Genomic DNA, 19,759 nt, shown 5'->3' with positions numbered 1-19,759 from the left:
ATAAATAAAACAGTAAGAAAAGAGGAAATAAAACAATGAGAAGTGATGCAGTAAAAACAGGCACACAGCAGGCACCTCACCGTTCCCTGTTTAATGCTCTTGGAATGACAAAAGAAGAAATGGACAGACCTCTGGTAGGTATCGTAAGTTCTTACAATGAAATCGTACCGGGTCATATGAACCTTGACAAGATCACACAGGCAGTTAAGCTTGGTGTGGCAATGGCAGGGGGTACACCTGTTATGTTCCCGGCAATCGCAGTCTGCGACGGTATTGCAATGGGACACGTTGGAATGAAATATTCTCTGGTTACCAGAGACCTGATCGCAGATTCCACAGAAGCTATGGCAATGGCACATCAGTTTGATGCACTGGTAATGATTCCAAACTGTGACAAGAACGTACCCGGACTTCTGATGGCAGCAGCCAGACTGAATGTTCCTACTGTATTTGTAAGCGGCGGCCCAATGCTTGCCGGACATCTGAACGGACACAAGACAAGCCTTTCCAGTATGTTCGAGGCAGTAGGTGCTTACGCAGCAGGCAAGCTTGATGAAGACGGACTGACAGAATGTGAAATGAAAACATGTCCTACATGCGGATCCTGTTCCGGTATGTACACAGCAAACTCCATGAACTGTCTGACAGAGGTTCTTGGTATGGGTCTGAAAGGAAACGGAACCATCCCTGCTGTATATTCCGAGCGTATCCGTCTTGCAAAACATGCAGGTATGCAGGTTATGGAAATGTACAGAAAGAACATCCGTCCAAGAGATATCATGACAAAGGAAGCAATCCTCAATGCCCTGACAGTAGACATGGCACTCGGATGCTCCACAAACAGTATGCTTCACCTTCCGGCTATCGCTCATGAGATCGGAATGGACTTTGATATCAGCTTTGCAAATGAAATCAGTGCAAAGACTCCAAACCTCTGTCACCTTGCACCTGCAGGCCCTACATACATAGAAGACCTGAACGAAGCAGGCGGTGTATACGCAGTTATGAACGAACTGAATAAGAAGGGACTTCTTCATACTGAGTGCATGACAGTTACAGGCAAGACAGTAGGCGAGAACATCAAAGATTGTGTAAACTTAAATCCTGAAGTTATCAGACCGATTGACAATCCATACAGCCAGACAGGCGGACTTGCAGTTCTCAAGGGTAACCTTGCACCGGACGGTGGTGTTGTAAAACGTTCTGCAGTTGTAGAAGAGATGATGGTCCATGAAGGACCTGCAAGAGTCTTTGACTGCGAGGAAGACGCAATCGCAGCTATCAAAGGTGGCAAGATCGTTGAGGGTGATGTAGTTGTTATCCGTTATGAAGGACCGAAAGGCGGTCCTGGTATGAGAGAAATGCTGAATCCTACATCTGCAATCGCAGGTATGGGACTGGGATCTTCCGTAGCCCTGATCACAGACGGACGTTTCAGCGGTGCATCCAGAGGAGCATCCATCGGACACGTATCACCGGAAGCAGCAGTCGGCGGACCGATCGCACTTGTTGAAGAGGGCGATATCATCAGCATCAACATTCCGGAACTGAAACTGGAGATCAAGGTTTCTGATGAAGAAATGCAGGCAAGAAAAGCAAAATGGCAGCCTCGTGAGCCAAAGGTAACAACAGGATATCTTGCAAGATATGCTGCTATGGTAACTTCCGGAAACAGAGGAGCAATCCTTGAGGTACCAAAAGCAAAATAAAGATGAACAAGTACCCGGCGGGAATTGCAGCATAACCTGTGATTCCTGCCTGAAAAGTTAGGAGGATACGTAAAGATGCAGCTTACAGGTGCTGAAATCATCGTTGAATGTTTAAAAGAACAGGGCGTTGACACTGTATTCGGATATCCGGGCGGTGCCATCCTGAATGTATATGACGCCCTCTATGAATATAAAGACCAGATCACACATGTACTGACTTCTCATGAGCAGGGAGCATCCCATGCAGCAGACGGATACGCAAGAGCAACCGGTAAAGTCGGTGTGTGTCTTGCAACTTCTGGTCCCGGAGCTACCAATCTGGTAACAGGAATCGCTACCGCATACATGGATTCCGTACCAATGGTGGCAATCACATGTAACGTGGGAACACCGCTGCTCGGAAAGGATTCTTTCCAGGAGGTTGATATTACCGGAATTGTAATGCCTATTACAAAGCACAGCTTTATCGTAAAAGACATTACTACTCTGGCAGACACTGTACGCAGAGCATTCTATATTGCAAAGAGTGGACGTCCCGGTCCTGTGCTTGTAGATGTGACCAAGGATGTGACAGGTGCGAAATATGAATATACTGCCTGCGCTCCTGCTGAGATCACACCGAAAACAGACACCATCAAAGACGAAGACATTGCAACTGCAGTACAGATGATCAAAGAAGCGAAGAGACCATTTATTTTTACAGGCGGTGGCACGATTATCTCAGAGGCATCCAGAGAAGTGACAGAACTTGCTCACAGAATCGACGCTCCTGTATGTGACAGTCTTATGGGTAAGGGGGGATTTTCCGGAGAAGATCCTCTGTACACAGGAATGCTTGGAATGCATGGGACCAAAACTTCCAATCTCGGTGTCTCAGGCTGCGATCTCCTGATCGTGCTGGGAGCCAGATTCAGTGACCGTGTCACAGGAAACACGAAGACCTTTGCAAAGAATGCGAAGATTCTCCAGATTGACGTAGATGCTGCAGAAATTAACAAAAATATCGTAGTAGATGCAAGTGTGGTAGGAGATGAGAAAGAAGTTCTCAAACATATTCTGGCAGAGGTTCCGGAAATGAGACATCCGGAATGGACTGCACATATCAGTGAACTGAAGGAAAAATATCCGTTAAGATATGATCATTCCCAGCTTACAGGCCCATACATTATTGAAAAGCTGTACGAACTGACAAAAGGAGATGCCATCATCACAACAGAGGTTGGACAGAACCAGATGTGGGCAGCTCAGTATTTCAAATACAAAGAGCCAAGAACTTTCCTTTCTTCCGGTGGCCTGGGAACTATGGGATATGGACTTGGTGCAGCAATCGGTGCCAAGATGGGAAGACCGGACAAAACTGTAGTAAACATCGCAGGTGACGGATGTTTCCGTATGAATATGAATGAGATCGCAACAGCAGTCCGCTGTGGCAGACCTTTAATAGAAATCGTATTGAACAATCATGTACTGGGAATGGTACGTCAGTGGCAGACCTTGTTCTATGACCACAGATATTCCCATACAATTTTAAATGATGCAGTAGATTTTGTGAAGCTGGCAGAAGCCATGGGAGCAAAAGCAATCCGTATCACAAAGATGGAAGAGGTAGAGCCTGCATTAAAAGAGGCTCTGGCATGTCCGGGACCTATCGTACTTGACTGTATGATCGATCAGGATCTCAGCGTATTCCCGATGGTACCGGCAGGCGCAAGCATTGATGATATTTTTGATGAGGAGGATATGAAAAAATGAGCAGAGTGTATAATTTTTCCGCAGGACCGGCTGTACTGCCGGAAGAGGTACTGAAAGAAGTTGCAGAGGAGATGATGGACTATCAGGGAACTGGTATGTCTGTAATGGAAATGAGCCACAGAAGTGCTGATTTCCAGAAGATCATTGACGAGGCAGAGCAGGATCTCCGTGATCTGATGAAGATTCCGGATAATTATAAGGTATTATTCCTTCAGGGCGGAGCTTCCCAGCAGTTTGCAGCAATCCCTATGAACCTTATGAAGAACAAGGTAGCTGATTACATTGTAACAGGACAGTGGGCAAAGAAAGCATACCAGGAAGCACAGAAATATGGAAAAGCAAACAAGATCGCTTCTTCCGAGGATAAAACTTTCTCCTATATTCCTGACTGCAGCGACCTTCCGATCAGCCCGGATGCAGACTATGTATATATTTGTGAAAACAACACAATCTACGGAACAAAATTCAAGAAACTTCCCAACACAAAAGGAAAAACTCTGGTAGCAGATGTTTCCTCCTGCTTCTTATCTGAGCCTGTTGATGTATCCAAATATGGAATCATCTATGGCGGTGTACAGAAGAATATCGGACCAGCAGGTATGGTAATCTCCATCATCCGCGAAGATCTGATCACAGATGATGTTCTGGAAGGAACACCTACTATGCTGAAATTCAAAACACAGGCAGATGCAGGTTCTCTTTACAATACTCCAAACTGTTACTGCATCTATGTATGCGGTAAGGTCTTCAAATGGCTGAAGAAAATGGGCGGCCTGGAAGAAATGCAGAGACGTAACATTGAGAAAGCGAAAATCCTCTATGATTTCCTTGATCAGAGCAAGCTGTTCAAAGGAACTGTTGTACCGGAAGACCGTTCTCTTATGAATGTACCATTCGTAACGGGTGACAAGGACATGGATGCCAAATTTGTAAAAGAAGCAAAAGAGGCAGGACTTGTAAACTTAAAGGGACACCGTACAGTGGGCGGTATGCGTGCAAGTATCTACAACGCTATGCCAAAAGAAGGTGTGGAAGCACTGGTTGCTTTCATGAAGAAGTTTGAGGAGGAAAATGCATAATGTTTCAGTATCATTGCCTGAATCCCATTGCAGAAAAAGGTCTGGGATTATTTGATGAAGAATATAAGAAAAGCGAAGATCTGCAGGAGTGTGATGCAGTCCTTGTAAGAAGTGCAAAGATGCATGACATGGAGCTTCCTGAGAGCGTAAAAGTAATCGCACGTGCAGGTGCAGGTGTCAACAATATTCCGGTAAAGGACTGTGCAGAGAAAGGTGTGGTAGTATTTAACACACCGGGCGCCAATGCAAACGGTGTGAAGGAGCTTGTACTTGCAGGTATGCTCCTTGCTTCCCGTGATATCGTAGGCGGTATCGAATGGGTTGCCAAAGAGAAAGACCAGGAAGACATCGATAAACTCGCTGAGAAACAGAAGAAACAGTTTGCAGGATGCGAGATCATGGGCAAGAAGCTGGGTATCATCGGTCTTGGTGCCATCGGAGCAATGGTGGCAAACGCTGCTTCTGCACTTGGAATGGAAGTATACGGATATGACCCATACATTTCCATTGATGCTGCATGGAATCTTTCCCGCACCATCAAACATATCAAGAGCCTGGATGAGATTTATTCCCAGTGTAATTACATCACCATCCATGTACCTCTTCTTGACAGCACAAAAGAGATGATCAACAAAGAAGCATTAGACAAGATGAAAGACGGCGTAGTACTTCTGAACTTTGCCCGCGATCTTCTGGTTGATGAGGATGCTCTGATCGAAGCATTAGACAGCGGAAAAGTGAAGAAATATGTGACAGACTTTGCAAACCATACAGTAGCAGGACATAAGGGAATCCTGGTAACTCCACATCTTGGAGCTTCCACAGAGGAATCCGAAGAAAACTGTGCGGTAATGGCAGTAAAAGAAGTAAGAGATTTCCTTGAGAACGGAAATATCAAGAACTCTGTAAACTTCCCCAATTGTGATATGGGAACCTGCGTAGCAGTAGGACGTATTGCCATCTGCCACAAAAACATCCCGAACATGATCAGCCAGTTCACCAAGATCCTTGGTGCAGAAGGTCTGAACATCGCAGATATGACAAACAAGAGCAAAGGCGAATACGCTTATACTCTCATTGATCTGGAAAGCGTAGCATCCAGAGAAGCACTGGATGAACTGAAAGCAATTGAAGGTGTTTCCAGAGTACGTGTAGTAAAATAAGAAACATTGATCTGAAAAAGTAATAAAAAATCTCCTGTGATTCTGGTTGCAATCACAGGAGATTTTTTATTACTTTACTATAAACTATTTTTTGACTTTGAATTTTTTTATATCGGAATATGGACTGTAAACTCTGGATTTATTTTTGGATGTCTTATTCCAGGAACGTACTGTCACATACCAGGTGCCTTTCTTTACATTTGTAAAGGTTACAGTTACGGTATTTTTGCCTTCTGTACGTTTCACATATTTCTTAACCGGATATTTCTCACCTGCGGAGGTCTTGTATTTGTTTCCGAGCAGGATTTCGTAACCTGTGGCATTTTTGCATTTTGTGTAAGTAACAGTCACAGTGTTTCCTTCTACAGTAATATTCCTGATCTTTGGCTGCTGTGGTGTGACAACAGTGATCTTGATCTTCTTGATCTTTGTCCAGGAACCATAGACCTTATTGCCCTGTTCATCCAGAACCCAGCTTCGGGCTGCCACATACCAGGTACCTTTTGCCAGATATCTGAAAGATGCCTGTGGCTTGCCGGTTGAGGAAACTGTTTTGCTGAATTTACAGGTCTGAAGCATGTTTGATTTCTTACTGATCACGAAGTCATAACCCTGAGCACCTGCACATCCTTTGGAAAGTTTGACAGTTAATTTATTTCTGTCAATGGAGTGGCTGGAAATCTTTGTGTTGGCAGGACGCAGGTATGCACCGTTTTCATCTGTGATACTTCCGTCTGTGTGAATGACTCTGCCATTGAGAGATTCTGTACCAAATGCTATGAAATAATCCTGTCCTTTGGAAAGGGTAAAGTCAGCATATGGAATACTGCGCTCAAATGCACCGCCTACAGTTACAGTCTGGATACACTGCAGAACCCCATTCTCAACATCATACCAGAACAGATTTGCCATAAGTCCTGCACAGGAAGCATCTGCCTTTACAGAAAGCACAGCCGGGAAATCGAAAGCTCCGCTTCTTCCAAGATGGAAACCGAAATCATTCTGGTTTGTGGATATCAGGCTGTATAATGCTGCCGGGATATATTCTGCTGTGTTTGTAACAGAAAGATCTATATCCGCAGGTGTTTCTGCTGTAATGGAAGTACCGTTGATCTTCCAGATGAAACCATTCTCCATATCAAGGTTCAGGGAAATATCTTTACCTTTTATTTCGGATAAAACAGAAGCAGGAAGTGTCCTGGAACCGTTCAGGGTAATGGAAATGGTATCTTTTTCTTTGGAAGCCTTAATCAGATCATTGACAGCATCCCAGCCTTTCTTCTGGAAACTTCCCTCAATGTAAGGTTCTCCGTCACCAAGTTTACCGAGGGTTTTTGTATCCTGATGTTTGCACCGCTTACAGGTGTAAGTTATGATTCCGTCAGTTTCTGCAGTTGGTTCTGTAGTGATAACGCCACTGTCATAGTCATGGCCGTATGCGGAAATGGTGTATCCATAGGAAATTGTTTCATTACAGTCTTTACAGTAGGTATCTCCGCTATATCCGCTGGAAGTACAGGATGGAGAGGAGTAGTAACGTCCTGCGGTGTGTTCGTGTGTACATTTACTTCTCGTGATTGTGTAAGTAACAGTTTCTCTTTCATAATTGCCTTTGCCTGCATCAGAACCGTTATAAACTGCGATAACAGAATTACTTCCTAACTGTAAATACTTAGAAGAATCTTGCCAGTTCCAGTTTGTGGGTAAGTTAGTGGTTATATCTGCAACTTTCTTACAAGTCCATGGAACGAATATCTGGGGGTCCAAAGGAAGATTTGCTATCTTTGCTGGAGAGATTGTTGCTTGAATTTCACCAGAAAACCATGGCTCATAATTATCTTTGCTGATACGTATCCATACTTTTGTTTTTTTAGAATCAGATACGTTTTTTACTTTTGGACAGGTTGTATTCCAGTTAGGAGTTCCGGTTTCTGTTGAATATTCGACCTTACTGTCATCTGGATAGACTGAAACGTCATTTATAACTGGGTGCTCACTGCCATCATATGTTCCACTATATGCTGTAATTTTGATGGAATTTTCATTAAATGTTGCTGGTTTAATTGTAAGTTTTCCGGGAGTTGCATTTATAGTATAATTTTTAGTTGTATAATACATCGTGATTGGCCAAGTTGTGTTGGCGGCTGTATCTTTATTTGCCGTAGTTGTAAGCGTTATACCTAAAATGTCGGTAGTATCATTAGCAACTAGAGATGTATTTGGAGATATTAAATAGGTTAATTCAGGATTATTTTCTCCATATTTCCTTTCTATATCATTAATTGAAATATTAAGGTTTCGAGGCTTGATCGTGAAAGTCCAAGACTCATCTGCAAAAATGTTTCCTGCTATATTTGCCGTTACGGTATAAGTTCCTGCATTGATAGCCTCATCTGATTGCTGACCATCATCTTTATTATAATAGGACAGTTTAATTTCATCTTTTATATCTTCAATATTGCATTTTAAAGGGGCTTTTTGCGCTGTTCCATCATATGTTAAATTCGATGGCTTAGTAAATGTAAAGTTCCGATTTGTAATAGGCTTGAATTCATTATTATTATTATTTTTGTCAAAATAATAGGTTTGTGTTGTATTTCCGACAGAAATAGTATGCGTTTCACCGGTTAGCCATGCGTACAGCGGATCGACTGCTTGGTGATTCTTGGGTTCCCATGACGTAGGATTTCTATCAATTATTACAGCCTCAGATTTTGGATTTTCAATAGTACAACAGTAAACGTCGTCCCCTTGGGTGTTTTTGGGGGAGCTGGATACGGAAGAGGCTTTTACCGAGCCGCCATTAATAGTAATCTGGTTACTACTGATGCCTTTTTCCGTCTCATTCGCGGAAGATGCAGTTACCGAGCCGCCATTGATAGTAAGTGAACCACTTTCGATACCAGTTCCGAGTGTGGAAGAGGCTTTTACCGAGCCGTCTTCGATAGTAAGTGACTTACTTTTGATACCAGTTCCGGATGTGGAAGATGCAGTTACCGAGCCGCCCTTGATAGTAAGTGAACCACTTCCGATATCGATACCAGTTCCGGATGAGGAAGATGCAGTTACCGAGCCGCCCTTGATAGTAAGTGAACCACTTCCGATACGGATACCAGTTCCGGATGTGGAAGATACAGTTAAACTGCCACTATTGTTTTGGGAATATATTGTAGGAAGAGAAAATTCCATCTTCAAAGCTGATTCGTAACTATTAGAGTTTTGCGTTTCTAGGAAGTTGTTATTTTCTAAATATATATTGACGATGTTATAAGTTTGTATGTCCAGTGCTGGCACTAAGTCAGCAACAATATATACATTGTTCAGATAAATATTAGTTTCTCTAGACGTTCTAATGCGAATGGGGACTGTGGTTGGAGAATTAATGTTACCACTACCTTTAAATCTGTACGAACCGCCGCCGTTGATTTTGTCTATTTCCAATCTTCCAGTTTCAGCGTCATAATATTCAGAGTTAGTAGGATCAGTTAAATCAATGTCTATTGTAGATTCCGTTACATCAGTAGTAGCTGGTGCAATATTTGTTTCACTACTAAATTCAGGTACACTCTCCGAAGCAAAAACAGATAGTTCTTCTTCTGCTGACTCCTGATTGGTATCAGTAAAGACCTCGGATACTTCTTCCGGATTCCCGGAAGTAAATTCCTGCGCAAATATAGTCTGGGGGGGCATGTTTGTGGAACACAGTGCAAGTGCCATAACCCCGGCTAATAATTTCTTTCTCATAAAGATCGCCTCCCTGTTATAAAATATATGTTTATAGGGATATTATACATCATGGAATGAAATTATATAATGCCCGTTAGAAGGCAAAAAAGTGCCTTTTTGCCATTATTTATTTACAAATGGTTTCAGTTCTTCGCGTTTTTCTATACCCAACAGATGGAAAATGCGGGAAAGATAATGTTTGATCGTATTGGGGGACAGAGACAGTTGTTTTGCGATTTCCTGATTGGTCCAGCCTTTGCTTGCGAGCATGGCTATGGAGTATTCCATAGGCGTCAGTTTATCTGTAACAGAGGACTGAAGCTGTGGATTATGAATAGCCATCCAACCACGACTGAAAGCAATAACTGCCTGGGAAAGCTGTCTGTAACTTTCCGGTTCTGCAGGTTTGATGCAGGCTTCAATCTGTCCAAGCATCAATCCATGATGTTCGATAAACGGTTCCAGAAATCCATCCGGTTTTGCCATGTTCCATGCTTTTATCAGAGCTTCTCTGGCCTCATCCTGCTGCTTCAGGTTGATCAGACACATAATAATCACGCAGTAGAGATATTCCATGGCAACAGGATAACAGCCGTCAAGCATCAGAAAGACAGACTGGCATAATCCCAGCGCCCGTTTATATTCTTTGTGAAGATAAGCGTTATGAGCGAGGATATAAACAGCATAAGCGCGAAGCCCTGAGGGTAAAGATGGCAGAAAATCCTGAAGAGGAGGAAGTCCGTCTGTGGGAAGATGCATCAGTACCATGGCCAGATAGTTGGCAAAAACACAGGAGGCCATGATTCCTTTTGGTGCAGAACTGTCTTTTGCGAGAAGAAGACATTCCTGAATATTTCTGAATCCCATTCTGGAAGCAGATGGATTGCCCAGAGTAAGATTGGAAAAAGAATATAAAAGTGCTGCGGACAGGCGAAGACAGAGATCCTTGTCCTGGAGATAAAGTTCCGCAATACTTCTGCATTCTTCTGCACGTCCGGAGAAATAATATAATTCAGCCTGTGCAATCTGCCGTTGATCCGGATCCTGAAAATTATCCACAGTAGCCTGTGCCTGTCCGGGAGTAAAAGAACTGTTCATCAAGGGCATAAGACGGGAAAGAGCAGAATCCTGAAAATTATCTGATGAATTCATTATAAAAACACATCCTTATATAATAGTAACAAACCGGAACCGGTATCAGCGTAAACAGTCCGGTGTAAATATGAGAATTAAAAGGAAGCCCTGTCTGGCAGTGCAGCGGGCTTCATTATTATTGTCTGTTAAGGAAATAAAATTAACATCCTCTTGATTTCATAAAGTCAAGAACCTCTTCTTTGGTGGACATAACGCGAAGAGCACCCTTGCGTGTGGTGATCAGAGAAGCTGCCGCATTTGCGAATGTGAGCAGTTCTTTTAAGTTTTCTTCTGTCAGATTGTCCAGACCATGTTCCAGAACATAATTTAAGGAACTTGCGCAGAAGGTATCGCCTGCACCTGTTGTTTCGATAGTCTTTTCCTGAAGGAAAGGAGCAGCCTCTACTTTCATGTCTTTGTAGTAAGCGCGGCTTCCGTCTTTTCCAAGTGTGATAAGGATAAGCGGAATGTTATATTTCTCTTTCAGAAGTGCGGCGCCTTTGTCATAGTCTGTAGTTCCGAACAGGAATTCAACTTCGTTATCTGAGATTTTCAGAATATCGCATTTGCCAAGGCCGTATTCGATCTCTGCCTTTGCGTCATCCAGAGATTTCCATAATGGCGGACGAAGGTTCGGGTCGAAGCTGACGATACATCCGGCTTCTTTTGCAACATCGATGGCATAGCGGGTTGCTTCGCGTACTCCTTCGTGAGTGGAAGAAAGAGTTCCGAAGTGGAAGATTCTGGAATCTCTGATCAGGTCTTCCTGGATTTCGTCTTTGGTAAGCATCATATCTGCACCCGGGTTACGGTAGAAGGAGAAATCTCTGTCTCCGTCAGGATAAGTATGTACAAAGGCAAGTGTTGTGTGTACCTCGTTGTCGATCACAAGGTTGCGGGTGTCGATCCCTACTTCCTCTACGGCATTCTTAAGCTGGGTTCCGAACATGTCGTTTCCGACTTTGCCGATGAATGCAGTTTTTTTGCCAAGCTTCTCAAGCATTGCAAGCACGTTGCATGGAGCACCGCCCGGATTGGCTTCCAGCATTGGATTTCCCTGTGCGCTGTTTCCGTTTTCAGTAAAGTCAATCAATAATTCGCCTAATGCGGTTACGTCAAAGGCTTTGTTTCCCATTTTGTATCCTCCTTGTTGTGATGGAAAGAAGCATAGTATCCGGAACAAGATTCTTTCCATAGTTAATAACATAAATTTAGCGCAGGAAAGGGAATTTGTCAAACAATTTTCTTTATTTTTTTGTGCAAAGATGCTAAAATAAACATAACTTGATTTGTTATTGTTTACAGGTGACGTTTAATGTACCATAAATACGCTGCCGGTAAGGGTAACCGATCATCGTATTTCTGACAATCGGGGAGGTAACGCAGCTATGGACGAAAAAGTATACGGCTATATGGACTGGCCGAGGATTGAAGCTATTGTGTATGGAGAGGAAACTGCTCCCAGAGATGTGATGGGACCAAGGATCACACAGGACGGAGTTCTTATTCAGGGATTTTTTCCTGATGCAGAGGAAGTAAGTGTGATCAGCGGAAAGAAAACCTATGTCTGCGAGAAAGAGGATGAGGCCGGATATTTTGCAGTATTGCTTCCTGTACGCAAGGTGCCGGAATACAGATTTCTTATAAAAATGGGAGAGACAGAGACAGAATGTTATGATCCCTATGCTTTTCCATGCCAGATCACAGAGGAAGAGGAGAAGGCTTTCTGCGCAGGTGTTTATTATGAGGCATATAAGAAGCTGGGCGCTCATCCTGTGGAGATTAAAGGAGTGAAAGGTACTCTTTTTGCTGTCTGGGCTCCGAACGCAGTGAGCGTAAATATCGCAGGTGATTTTAATGGATGGATCGGACGTGCGACTATTATGCATCGTATGCCTATGTCCGGTATCTTTGAGCTGTTTGTACCCGGGGTAGAGGCAGGGACACATTATAAATATGAAATTAAAGTCAAAGGCGGCGAAGTTCTGTTAAAGGCTGATCCTTATGGGAACAGTGCAGACCATGATCCTGAGGGAGCATCTGTGGTAGCAGATGTAAGTGCTTTTCAGTGGAATGACGGAGACTGGATGAAAGAGCGTCACAGATTTGATGACAGGAAACAGCCGGTTTCTATATATGAAACATCTCTGGAGGAATGGAAATCCGCTGAGGAGCTGGTGGAATTTCTGGCAGAGGAAGATTTTACCCATGTGGAACTCCATCCTGTGATGGAATACCTGGATGATATTACAGGTGGTTATTCTACATATGCATATTATGCACCTACTTCCAGATTTGGAAGCGTGGCGGATTTTCAGAAGCTGGTAGATGAACTGCATCAGGCAGGAATCGGTGTGATCCTGGACTGGACACCTGCACAGTTCCCGCGTTATGCCTCCGGTCTGGAGAAATTTGACGGAACACCTCTTTATGAGAGACAGAATCCGGCAGAGGCCATTCATCCGTTCTGGGGAACATTGCTCTATAATTACGGAAGCCCGATGGTGAAGGACTTCCTGATTTCCAATGCCTGCTTCTGGGCTGAGGTCTACCATGCTGACGGTCTGCGTATGGACGATGTGGATGCCATGCTGTATCTGGATTATGGCAGAAATCCGGGAGAGTGGACACCTAATATTTACGGAACCAATGAAAATCTGGATGCTCTGGAATTTCTGAAGCATCTGAATTCTGTGATAAAGGAGAGAAATCCCGGATTGCTTTTAGTTGCTCAGGAGAACGGACTCTGGCCGGAGCTGACAGACAGTGTGGAGAATGATCATCTGGGATTTGACTATAAGTGGAGTGGCGGATGGACAAAAGATCTGCTTGAATATCTGAGCAAGGATCCTATTGAGAGAAAGAATTACCATGATCAGCTGACTATGTCCATGCTCTATGCATACTGCGAACATTATATTCTGACGCTTGGCAGCAGGGATGTTGGTACATTGAAGGATTTCGCGGATAAGCTGCCGGGAAGTGAAGAACAGAAGAATGCGCAGATCAGAGAGGCTTATGTTTATATGATGCTTCATCCGGGATGCAAGATGATGGCACCGGATAAAGATATGCCAAAGGAACTGGAAGTATTTGTCAAAGACCTCAATAATATGTATCTTGCTCATCCTGCACTTTATCAGCTGGATGATGAATATGATGGATTTGAATGGGTTCAGCTGATGAAGTATGAGGAGAATGTGCTCGCATTCATGAGAAAGACAGAGAAACCGGAAGAAACTGTTCTGGCTGTCTGCAATTTCGCGGCAATCCCATATGAAAACTACAATGTGGGAGTTCCTTTTGCTGGCAAATATAAAGAAATCTTTAACAGTGATGATAAAAAGTACGGTGGTAATGGTGTAGTAAATACGAGAGTTAAAGCAGCGAAGAAGGCTGAGTGTGATGAGAGAGAGTATTCCATCACATTGAAGCTTCCGGCACTTGGCGTGGCAGTCTTTACCTGCACTCCGGAAGAAACTGAGAAAAAGCCTGCTGCCGAGCACAGCCAGATCAAGAAATCCATCACCAAGACAAGAACTGTACGCAAGGCTGCCGGGAAAACAAAAGCAACTGTAAAAACTGCAGTGAAACCGGTGACGAAAAAGGTGACAAAAGAAGCACCCCAAATAGTGAATAAAACGGAGGAGAAAATACCGGTCAAAAAGGACTTGACAGAGAAGAAATAATATTATAAACTAAATGCTGTGGCTGTCAGAATTATCAATTTCTGCCAGATTACAGCATAAGCTGAAATAGCTCAGTCGGTAGAGCACTTCACTCGTAATGAAGGGGTCGTGAGTTCGAGTCTCATTTTCAGCTTGAAAGATATTGGGCAATTGTAATTTTATAGAAAATCCGCTATACTGAAAAGCAGAGTATAGTGGATTTTTTATGTTTTTATGGAGGTGCGTATGGTGAGTACCTTAAAATTACCGGTAGGAATTGAAATGATTGTAAAGAGAAATTTACGTTACTGTCCACACGCCACTATCCCGCGAGGTGTTTTGGCATGAATATGCAAAAATCCCGAGACATACAAGCCAAAATTCCATTGCCGCAGGCAATCTGGAATGAATTTTGGCTAAGTTACTGTGAACGGAGTGAACAGTAACAAATTTACTTGACAATCTCGGGCCTATCCTTTAATATAACTTTTGGATTATACCAAATAAATAATGACCGGGAATCTATCAAGAAGAATGGTTGATTTCCGGTTTTCTTATGTGGACATCATGGTCAGGAGTGCACGCAGACTGGATGGAACAGGACGGACCGGATATATCTATAATTGGAAAAATGGACATATACAGATGCGAAACCATGCAGAGACTGGCACTGTAACAGGCGTCAGCATTGGCATAAACCGATGTAGGGGCGAGAGCTTTTACGCGTGGTTTCGTATCTTTTTTAGTATAAAGAGGTATCTTTTTTACATGAAAGGAGCTGAGTATAATTGGCAGAGATTTCACTTGAACTGAAGGAGATAAAGAAAAGTTTTACAGAAGGCGAAGCAGTTCTGGATAATATCAGTCTTGAGATCAGTAAAGGGGAGTTTATTACTTTGCTGGGATCTTCGGGATGCGGCAAGACGACAACATTGCGAATCATTGCCGGTCTGGAACAGCCCGATGCAGGAAGTGTCTGGCTGGATGGCAGGGAGGTGACAGGTCTGGAGCCGAACCAGAGGGATGTGAATACGGTATTTCAGAATTATGCCCTCTTTCCGCATATGAATGTTGCGGAGAATATTGGCTATGGTCTGAAACTGAAAAAAGTTCCTAAGAGTGAGATCAGGAAAAAAGTTTCTCAGATGCTGGAACTGGTGCAGCTTGAAGGATATGAAAAAAGAAAGCCTTCCGAACTCTCGGGCGGTCAGAAACAGAGAGTTGCCATTGCGAGAGCACTGGTGAATAATCCCAAGGTACTGCTTCTGGATGAGCCGCTGGGAGCACTGGATCTGCAGCTTCGCCGTGCGATGCAGATAGAACTGAAGCATCTGCAGAAGAAACTGGGAATTACATTTATCTATATCACTCATGATCAGGAAGAAGCTATCAATATGTCTGACAGGATCGCGGTGATGAAGGACGGACGTATAGAGCAGATCGGAACACCGGATGAGATCTATAATCATCCAAAGACCAGTTATGTGGCAACATTTGTAGGAAATGCAAATATCCTGCATGGGGTTGCAGAGAGTATTCAGGGAGAGAATGCAATCGTAAAGATTGGAAATGACAGGGTAATTGTAAAGCTTGAAACAAGTCAGCAGGATACAGGGGATACAAGGGCAAAACAATACCTGGCAGCAGGAGAGAAAGTAACTCTGGCTGTGAGAAGCGAAAATATATTGTTGCAGGAAACTGCTGTAATCGGTGATACCGGTACAGATCACAGAGACACTGTTGATATAAGTGTGTCAGGCGGTGGTTTGGATGCACATAATAAGAATAGTGTATCAGGTTTACAGGCAACTGTTACAGAGAAGAACTTTGCAGGAGGTCAGCTTCGTGTAACTCTGAAGCTGAGTGATGGTACACAGTTGATCGCCAGCAGATACGGAATCGACGCATCCGTCGCAGAAGGCCAGACAGTAAGATGCAGTTTTCTGCCGACAGATGTAGTACTGGTAGACAGGGAGGACATTCATGAAGAAGCGTAGAAACCGTTCTGACAGTTCTGCATGGATGGCACTTCCACTGTACATTTTTACCATTGTGTTTGTGGTATGCCCCCTTATCTATATGGTGGCGCTGAGTTTTGCTACGCCGTCCAGAGGATTTGGGGTGACCTGGAAATTTACGCTGGACAATTACAGAAATATTCTGGAACCTGTATACCTGAATACATTTGTGGAATCACTGAACCTGGCATTTACCAGTACGATAGTGATCGCTTTGATCGGCTATCCGTTCGGGTATTTCATGGCGAGGCTGCCGGAGCACAGAAAGAAAAAGGCACAGCTTCTGTTGTCCACGCCGTTCTGGGTAAATTCCCTGATTCGTCTGTATGGTTGGATCATTATTCTGCAGAAAAAAGGACTTTTGAATTTTGTATTGATAAAACTCGGGATCATTGAGAAACCGCTGTCCATCCTGTACAGCTATCCGGCAATTGTGATCGGTATGATTTATGTGCTTCTCCCGTTTATGATCATGTCTGTATACTCCAGCGCAGAGAAGCTGGACTGGTCTTATGTGGAGGCTGCCAGAGATCTTGGGGCATCCAGACTGCAGGCATTTTTTACTATAACACTGAAGCTTACACTGCCTGGGCTGCTTTCAGGTGTGATCCTGACTTTTGTGCCATCCATGGGACTGTTTTTTATTGCAGATATTCTGGGCGGAAATAAAGTGGTACTTGTGGGAAGTCTGATCCAGGATCAGATGACAAGAGGAAGTAACTGGCCCTTTGCAGCAGCACTTGCTGTGGTGATGATGGTACTTACAACTGTACTGATCATGATTTACAGGAAAGTGACAAATGCCAGAGAACTGGAGGGAATCGGATGAAAAAGAATTCAAGATTTGCCGGATTTTATATGGGGCTGATTTTCTTCCTGATGTATCTCCCTATTGCAGTAGTGATCGTTTTCTCATTTAATGAATCCAAACTGCCAGTGAAATTTACAGGCTTTTCCCTGAAATGGTATCAGGAACTTTTCCATGACAGAGCAATGCTGGAAGCACTGGTGAACAGTCTGATCCTTGGGGTATTAAGCTGTCTGGTTAGTGCAGTGATCGGTACTCTGGGTGCAGTTGGGTTATCAAGGATTCACTGGAAGTCAAAAGGGGCGCTGGAATACATTTCCATATTGCCGTTAATGATACCGGAGATCATCCTTGGTATGGTGCTGATGGCGTTCTTTTATATGCTGAACCTGCCCTTTGGCATGCTGACACTGTTAATAGGTCATACGGTATTCTGTGTGCCTTATATTCTGATGGAAGTGAAGGCAAGACTGGCAGGCATGGATCCGGCGCTGGAAGAGGCAGCCAGAGATCTGGGGGCAGGACCTTTCCGGGCTTTCCGGGATATTACGCTGCCCTTAATTATGCCGGCGGTAATTTCAGGTTCGCTGCTTGCGTTTGCCATGTCTATGGATGATGTGGTAATAAGTATTTTTGTGAACGGACCGCGTTTGTCTACGCTGCCGATCAAGGTGTACACACAGCTGAAAACAGGAGTGACGCCGGAGATCAATGCGTTGTGTACCATTCTGCTGGCAGCTACACTGGTTATTTTTATTGTTTATTCACTGATAACAAAGAAGAAAAAATAAATGCTATAGCAACAAAAATAGAATACATTCAGAGGAAGGAAAAGATGATGAACAAACTGATTGAGTTAAAAAATCTGACCAAGAATTTTGATGATCAGCAGGTTTTGCGCGGCATCAATCTGGATATTTACGAAAAGGAATTCCTGACGCTTTTGGGACCCAGCGGATGTGGAAAGACAACCACTCTTCGAATCATTGCAGGCTTTGAAGAACCAAGTGACGGAGAAGTACTGTTTAACGGGATTGAGATTTCCAAGCTTCCCCCGTACAAGAGAGAGGTTAATACTGTGTTTCAGAAGTATGCTCTTTTTCCTCATTTAAATGTGGCGGAGAACATCGGTTTCGGGCTGAACCTGAAGAAGGTCGATAAAACTGTCATCGCCCAGAAGGTGGAGCGTATGCTGAAGATGGTTGGTCTGGAAGGCTTTGGGAAAAGAGATGTAACTCTGCTCTCCGGTGGACAGCAGCAGCGAGTGGCCATTGCCAGAGCTCTGGTAAATGAGCCGAAGGTTCTGCTTTTAGACGAGCCCCTGGGTGCACTGGATGCAAAGATCCGTAAACAGATGCAGGTAGAATTAAAGAAGATCCAGCAGGAAGTTGGTATCACTTTCATTTATGTTACCCATGACCAGGAAGAAGCCCTGTCCATGTCAGATACGGTTGTTGTTATGAATAACGGTGAGATTCAGCAGATCGGTTCGCCTACAGATATCTACAATGAGCCGGAAAACCGTTTTGTTGCAGGCTTTATCGGTGAATCCAATATTATCGAGGGAACCATGATCCGTGATTATCTGGTTGCTTTTGACGGATTTGAGTTTGAATGTGTGGATAAGGGATTTGAAGATAATGAAGAGATTGAAGTTGTATTAAGACCTGAGGATCTGGATATCGTAGATCCCGGTCAGGCGAAGATCAGGGGAATCGTGCGGAATATTACGTTCAAGGGTGTACATTATGAGATCCTTATTGAAACAAAACTTCGTACTTATATGGTTCATACCACAGATTATGCGGAAGTCGGAAGGGAAGTGGGACTGAAATTTGGGCCTGAAGACATCCATGTTATGTGTAAGATGGGAAGCTACTGATGAAACAGTACAGAAATCTTATCAAACCATATCTTGTGTGGGCATTTGTGGTCATTGTCATCCCGCTGATACTGATCGCATTATATGCATTTACAGAAGATGGAAATGAGGTGCTGACGTTCTCCTTTACCCTGGAGAATTTCCGCAAATTCCTGGAAGCAACGTATATGAGCGTTATTTTCAAGTCCTTTAAGCTTGGAATCCTGACGACGGTCATCTGTCTGGGACTTGGCTATCCGCTGGCATATATTATTTCCAAATGTCCGGAGAAATCCCAGAGTCTTCTGATCCTGCTGGTAACTATTCCGGAATGGATCAATATGCTTCTGCGTACTTATGCATGGATGAACCTGCTGTCGGACAATGGTATCATCAACCATTTGCTTGGATTACTGGGGATTTCCCCGGTGACAATGATGTATACAGACTTTTCCGTAGTGGTTGGTCTGGTCTGTAACTTTATGCCGTTTATGATCATCCCGATCCATACATCCCTGAGCAAAATGGATAAATCCTTTATCGAGGCTGCCTATGACCTGGGGGCAAATAAATTCCAGACCTTCACAAAGGTTATCTGGAAATTGTCCATCCCCGGCGTGCTCAATGGAATCATGATGGTATTCCTGCTGTCTATTTCCACATTCGTTATTCCGAAACTTCTCGGAGGCGGACAGTACATGCTGATCGGTAACCTGATCGAGTCTCAGTTTATCTCAGTTGGTGACTGGAACTTCGGAAGTGCGATTTCTCTGATTCTGGCTGTGCTCATTCTGATCTTTATGAGCCTGATGAAGAAGATGGATAAAGATGAATAAGGGAG

13 protein-coding genes and 1 tRNA gene are annotated in these 19,759 nt (G+C 43.7%); 11 read left to right on the top strand and 3 right to left on the bottom strand.

All coding sequences use genetic code 11. The annotated features are described in order from the left end of the window. The first annotated feature begins 35 nt into the window (after positions 1-35). The 4 genes from ilvD to NQ550_RS11715 all read left to right on the top strand — a co-directional run bounded on the left by ilvD (position 36) and on the right by NQ550_RS11715 (position 5,703). The gene (ilvD, locus tag NQ550_RS11730) at positions 36-1,709 is read left to right on the top strand and encodes a dihydroxy-acid dehydratase (protein WP_022380362.1); all 1,674 of its coding nucleotides are present in this window, start codon (positions 36-38) and stop codon (positions 1,707-1,709) included. A 75-nt stretch (positions 1,710-1,784) separates the two neighbouring features. Then, complete coding sequence (gene ilvB, locus NQ550_RS11725; protein ID WP_025577083.1) at positions 1,785-3,461, top strand: biosynthetic-type acetolactate synthase large subunit; 1,677 nt, start codon at positions 1,785-1,787, stop codon at positions 3,459-3,461. Next, the gene (gene serC / locus NQ550_RS11720; RefSeq protein WP_025577082.1) at positions 3,458-4,540 is read left to right on the top strand and encodes a 3-phosphoserine/phosphohydroxythreonine transaminase; all 1,083 of its coding nucleotides are present in this window, start codon (positions 3,458-3,460) and stop codon (positions 4,538-4,540) included. The genes ilvB and serC overlap by 4 nt, the downstream gene beginning before the upstream one ends. Continuing rightward, on the top strand, positions 4,540-5,703 hold the full coding sequence (locus NQ550_RS11715; protein ID WP_025577081.1) for a phosphoglycerate dehydrogenase: 1,164 nt from the start codon (positions 4,540-4,542) through the stop codon (positions 5,701-5,703). Before serC ends, NQ550_RS11715 begins: the two co-directional genes overlap by 1 nt. Positions 5,704-5,787: 84 nt before the next feature. Here the strand turns inward: NQ550_RS11715 and NQ550_RS11710 are convergent, their stop codons facing one another. The 3 genes from NQ550_RS11710 to NQ550_RS11700 all read right to left on the bottom strand — a co-directional run bounded on the left by NQ550_RS11710 (position 5,788) and on the right by NQ550_RS11700 (position 11,698). Next, complete coding sequence (locus tag NQ550_RS11710; protein WP_259837280.1) at positions 5,788-9,447, bottom strand: MBG domain-containing protein; 3,660 nt, start codon at positions 9,445-9,447, stop codon at positions 5,788-5,790. Positions 9,448-9,552: 105 nt separating this feature from the next. After that, entirely contained in the window at positions 9,553-10,581 is a 1,029-nt protein-coding gene (locus NQ550_RS11705) for a helix-turn-helix domain-containing protein (protein ID WP_025577611.1), read from the bottom strand. A 142-nt stretch (positions 10,582-10,723) separates the two neighbouring features. Further along, entirely contained in the window at positions 10,724-11,698 is a 975-nt protein-coding gene (locus NQ550_RS11700; RefSeq protein ID WP_025577613.1) for a carbohydrate kinase family protein, read from the bottom strand. Between the two features lie 253 nt (positions 11,699-11,951). Here NQ550_RS11700 and glgB point away from each other — a divergent pair, with 253 nt between their 5' ends. The 7 genes from glgB (at position 11,952) to NQ550_RS11665 (ending at position 19,754) form a co-directional block, all read left to right on the top strand. Beyond that, positions 11,952-14,252, top strand: a complete 2,301-nt coding sequence (gene glgB, locus NQ550_RS11695) for a 1,4-alpha-glucan branching enzyme (RefSeq protein WP_025577615.1) — start codon at positions 11,952-11,954, stop codon at positions 14,250-14,252. A 60-nt stretch (positions 14,253-14,312) separates the two neighbouring features. Beyond that, a tRNA-Thr gene (locus tag NQ550_RS11690) sits at positions 14,313-14,385 on the top strand. Positions 14,386-15,019: 634 nt separating this feature from the next. Next, entirely contained in the window at positions 15,020-16,228 is a 1,209-nt protein-coding gene (locus tag NQ550_RS11685; protein ID WP_025577617.1) for an ABC transporter ATP-binding protein, read from the top strand. Further along, positions 16,215-17,078 carry an ABC transporter permease gene (locus tag NQ550_RS11680; RefSeq protein ID WP_025577618.1) on the top strand — a complete coding sequence of 288 codons (864 nt, stop codon included), beginning with the start codon at positions 16,215-16,217 and terminating at the stop codon, positions 17,076-17,078. The genes NQ550_RS11685 and NQ550_RS11680 overlap by 14 nt, the downstream gene beginning before the upstream one ends. After that, complete coding sequence (locus NQ550_RS11675; protein ID WP_025577620.1) at positions 17,075-17,848, top strand: ABC transporter permease; 774 nt, start codon at positions 17,075-17,077, stop codon at positions 17,846-17,848. Before NQ550_RS11680 ends, NQ550_RS11675 begins: the two co-directional genes overlap by 4 nt. A gap of 44 nt (positions 17,849-17,892) precedes the next feature. After that, on the top strand, positions 17,893-18,939 hold the full coding sequence (gene potA, locus NQ550_RS11670) for a spermidine/putrescine ABC transporter ATP-binding protein (protein ID WP_330366383.1): 1,047 nt from the start codon (positions 17,893-17,895) through the stop codon (positions 18,937-18,939). After that, the gene (locus NQ550_RS11665) at positions 18,939-19,754 is read left to right on the top strand and encodes an ABC transporter permease (protein ID WP_022381260.1); all 816 of its coding nucleotides are present in this window, start codon (positions 18,939-18,941) and stop codon (positions 19,752-19,754) included. Before potA ends, NQ550_RS11665 begins: the two co-directional genes overlap by 1 nt. Positions 19,755-19,759: the final 5 nt, after the last annotated feature.

This window comes from Blautia wexlerae DSM 19850, assembly GCF_025148125.1.
In the GTDB taxonomy this organism is placed as follows: Bacteria; Bacillota; Clostridia; order Lachnospirales; family Lachnospiraceae; genus Blautia_A; species Blautia_A wexlerae.
The sequence above is the reverse complement of the archived record's forward strand: the minus strand, read 5'-3'. Positions and strand labels throughout refer to the sequence as shown.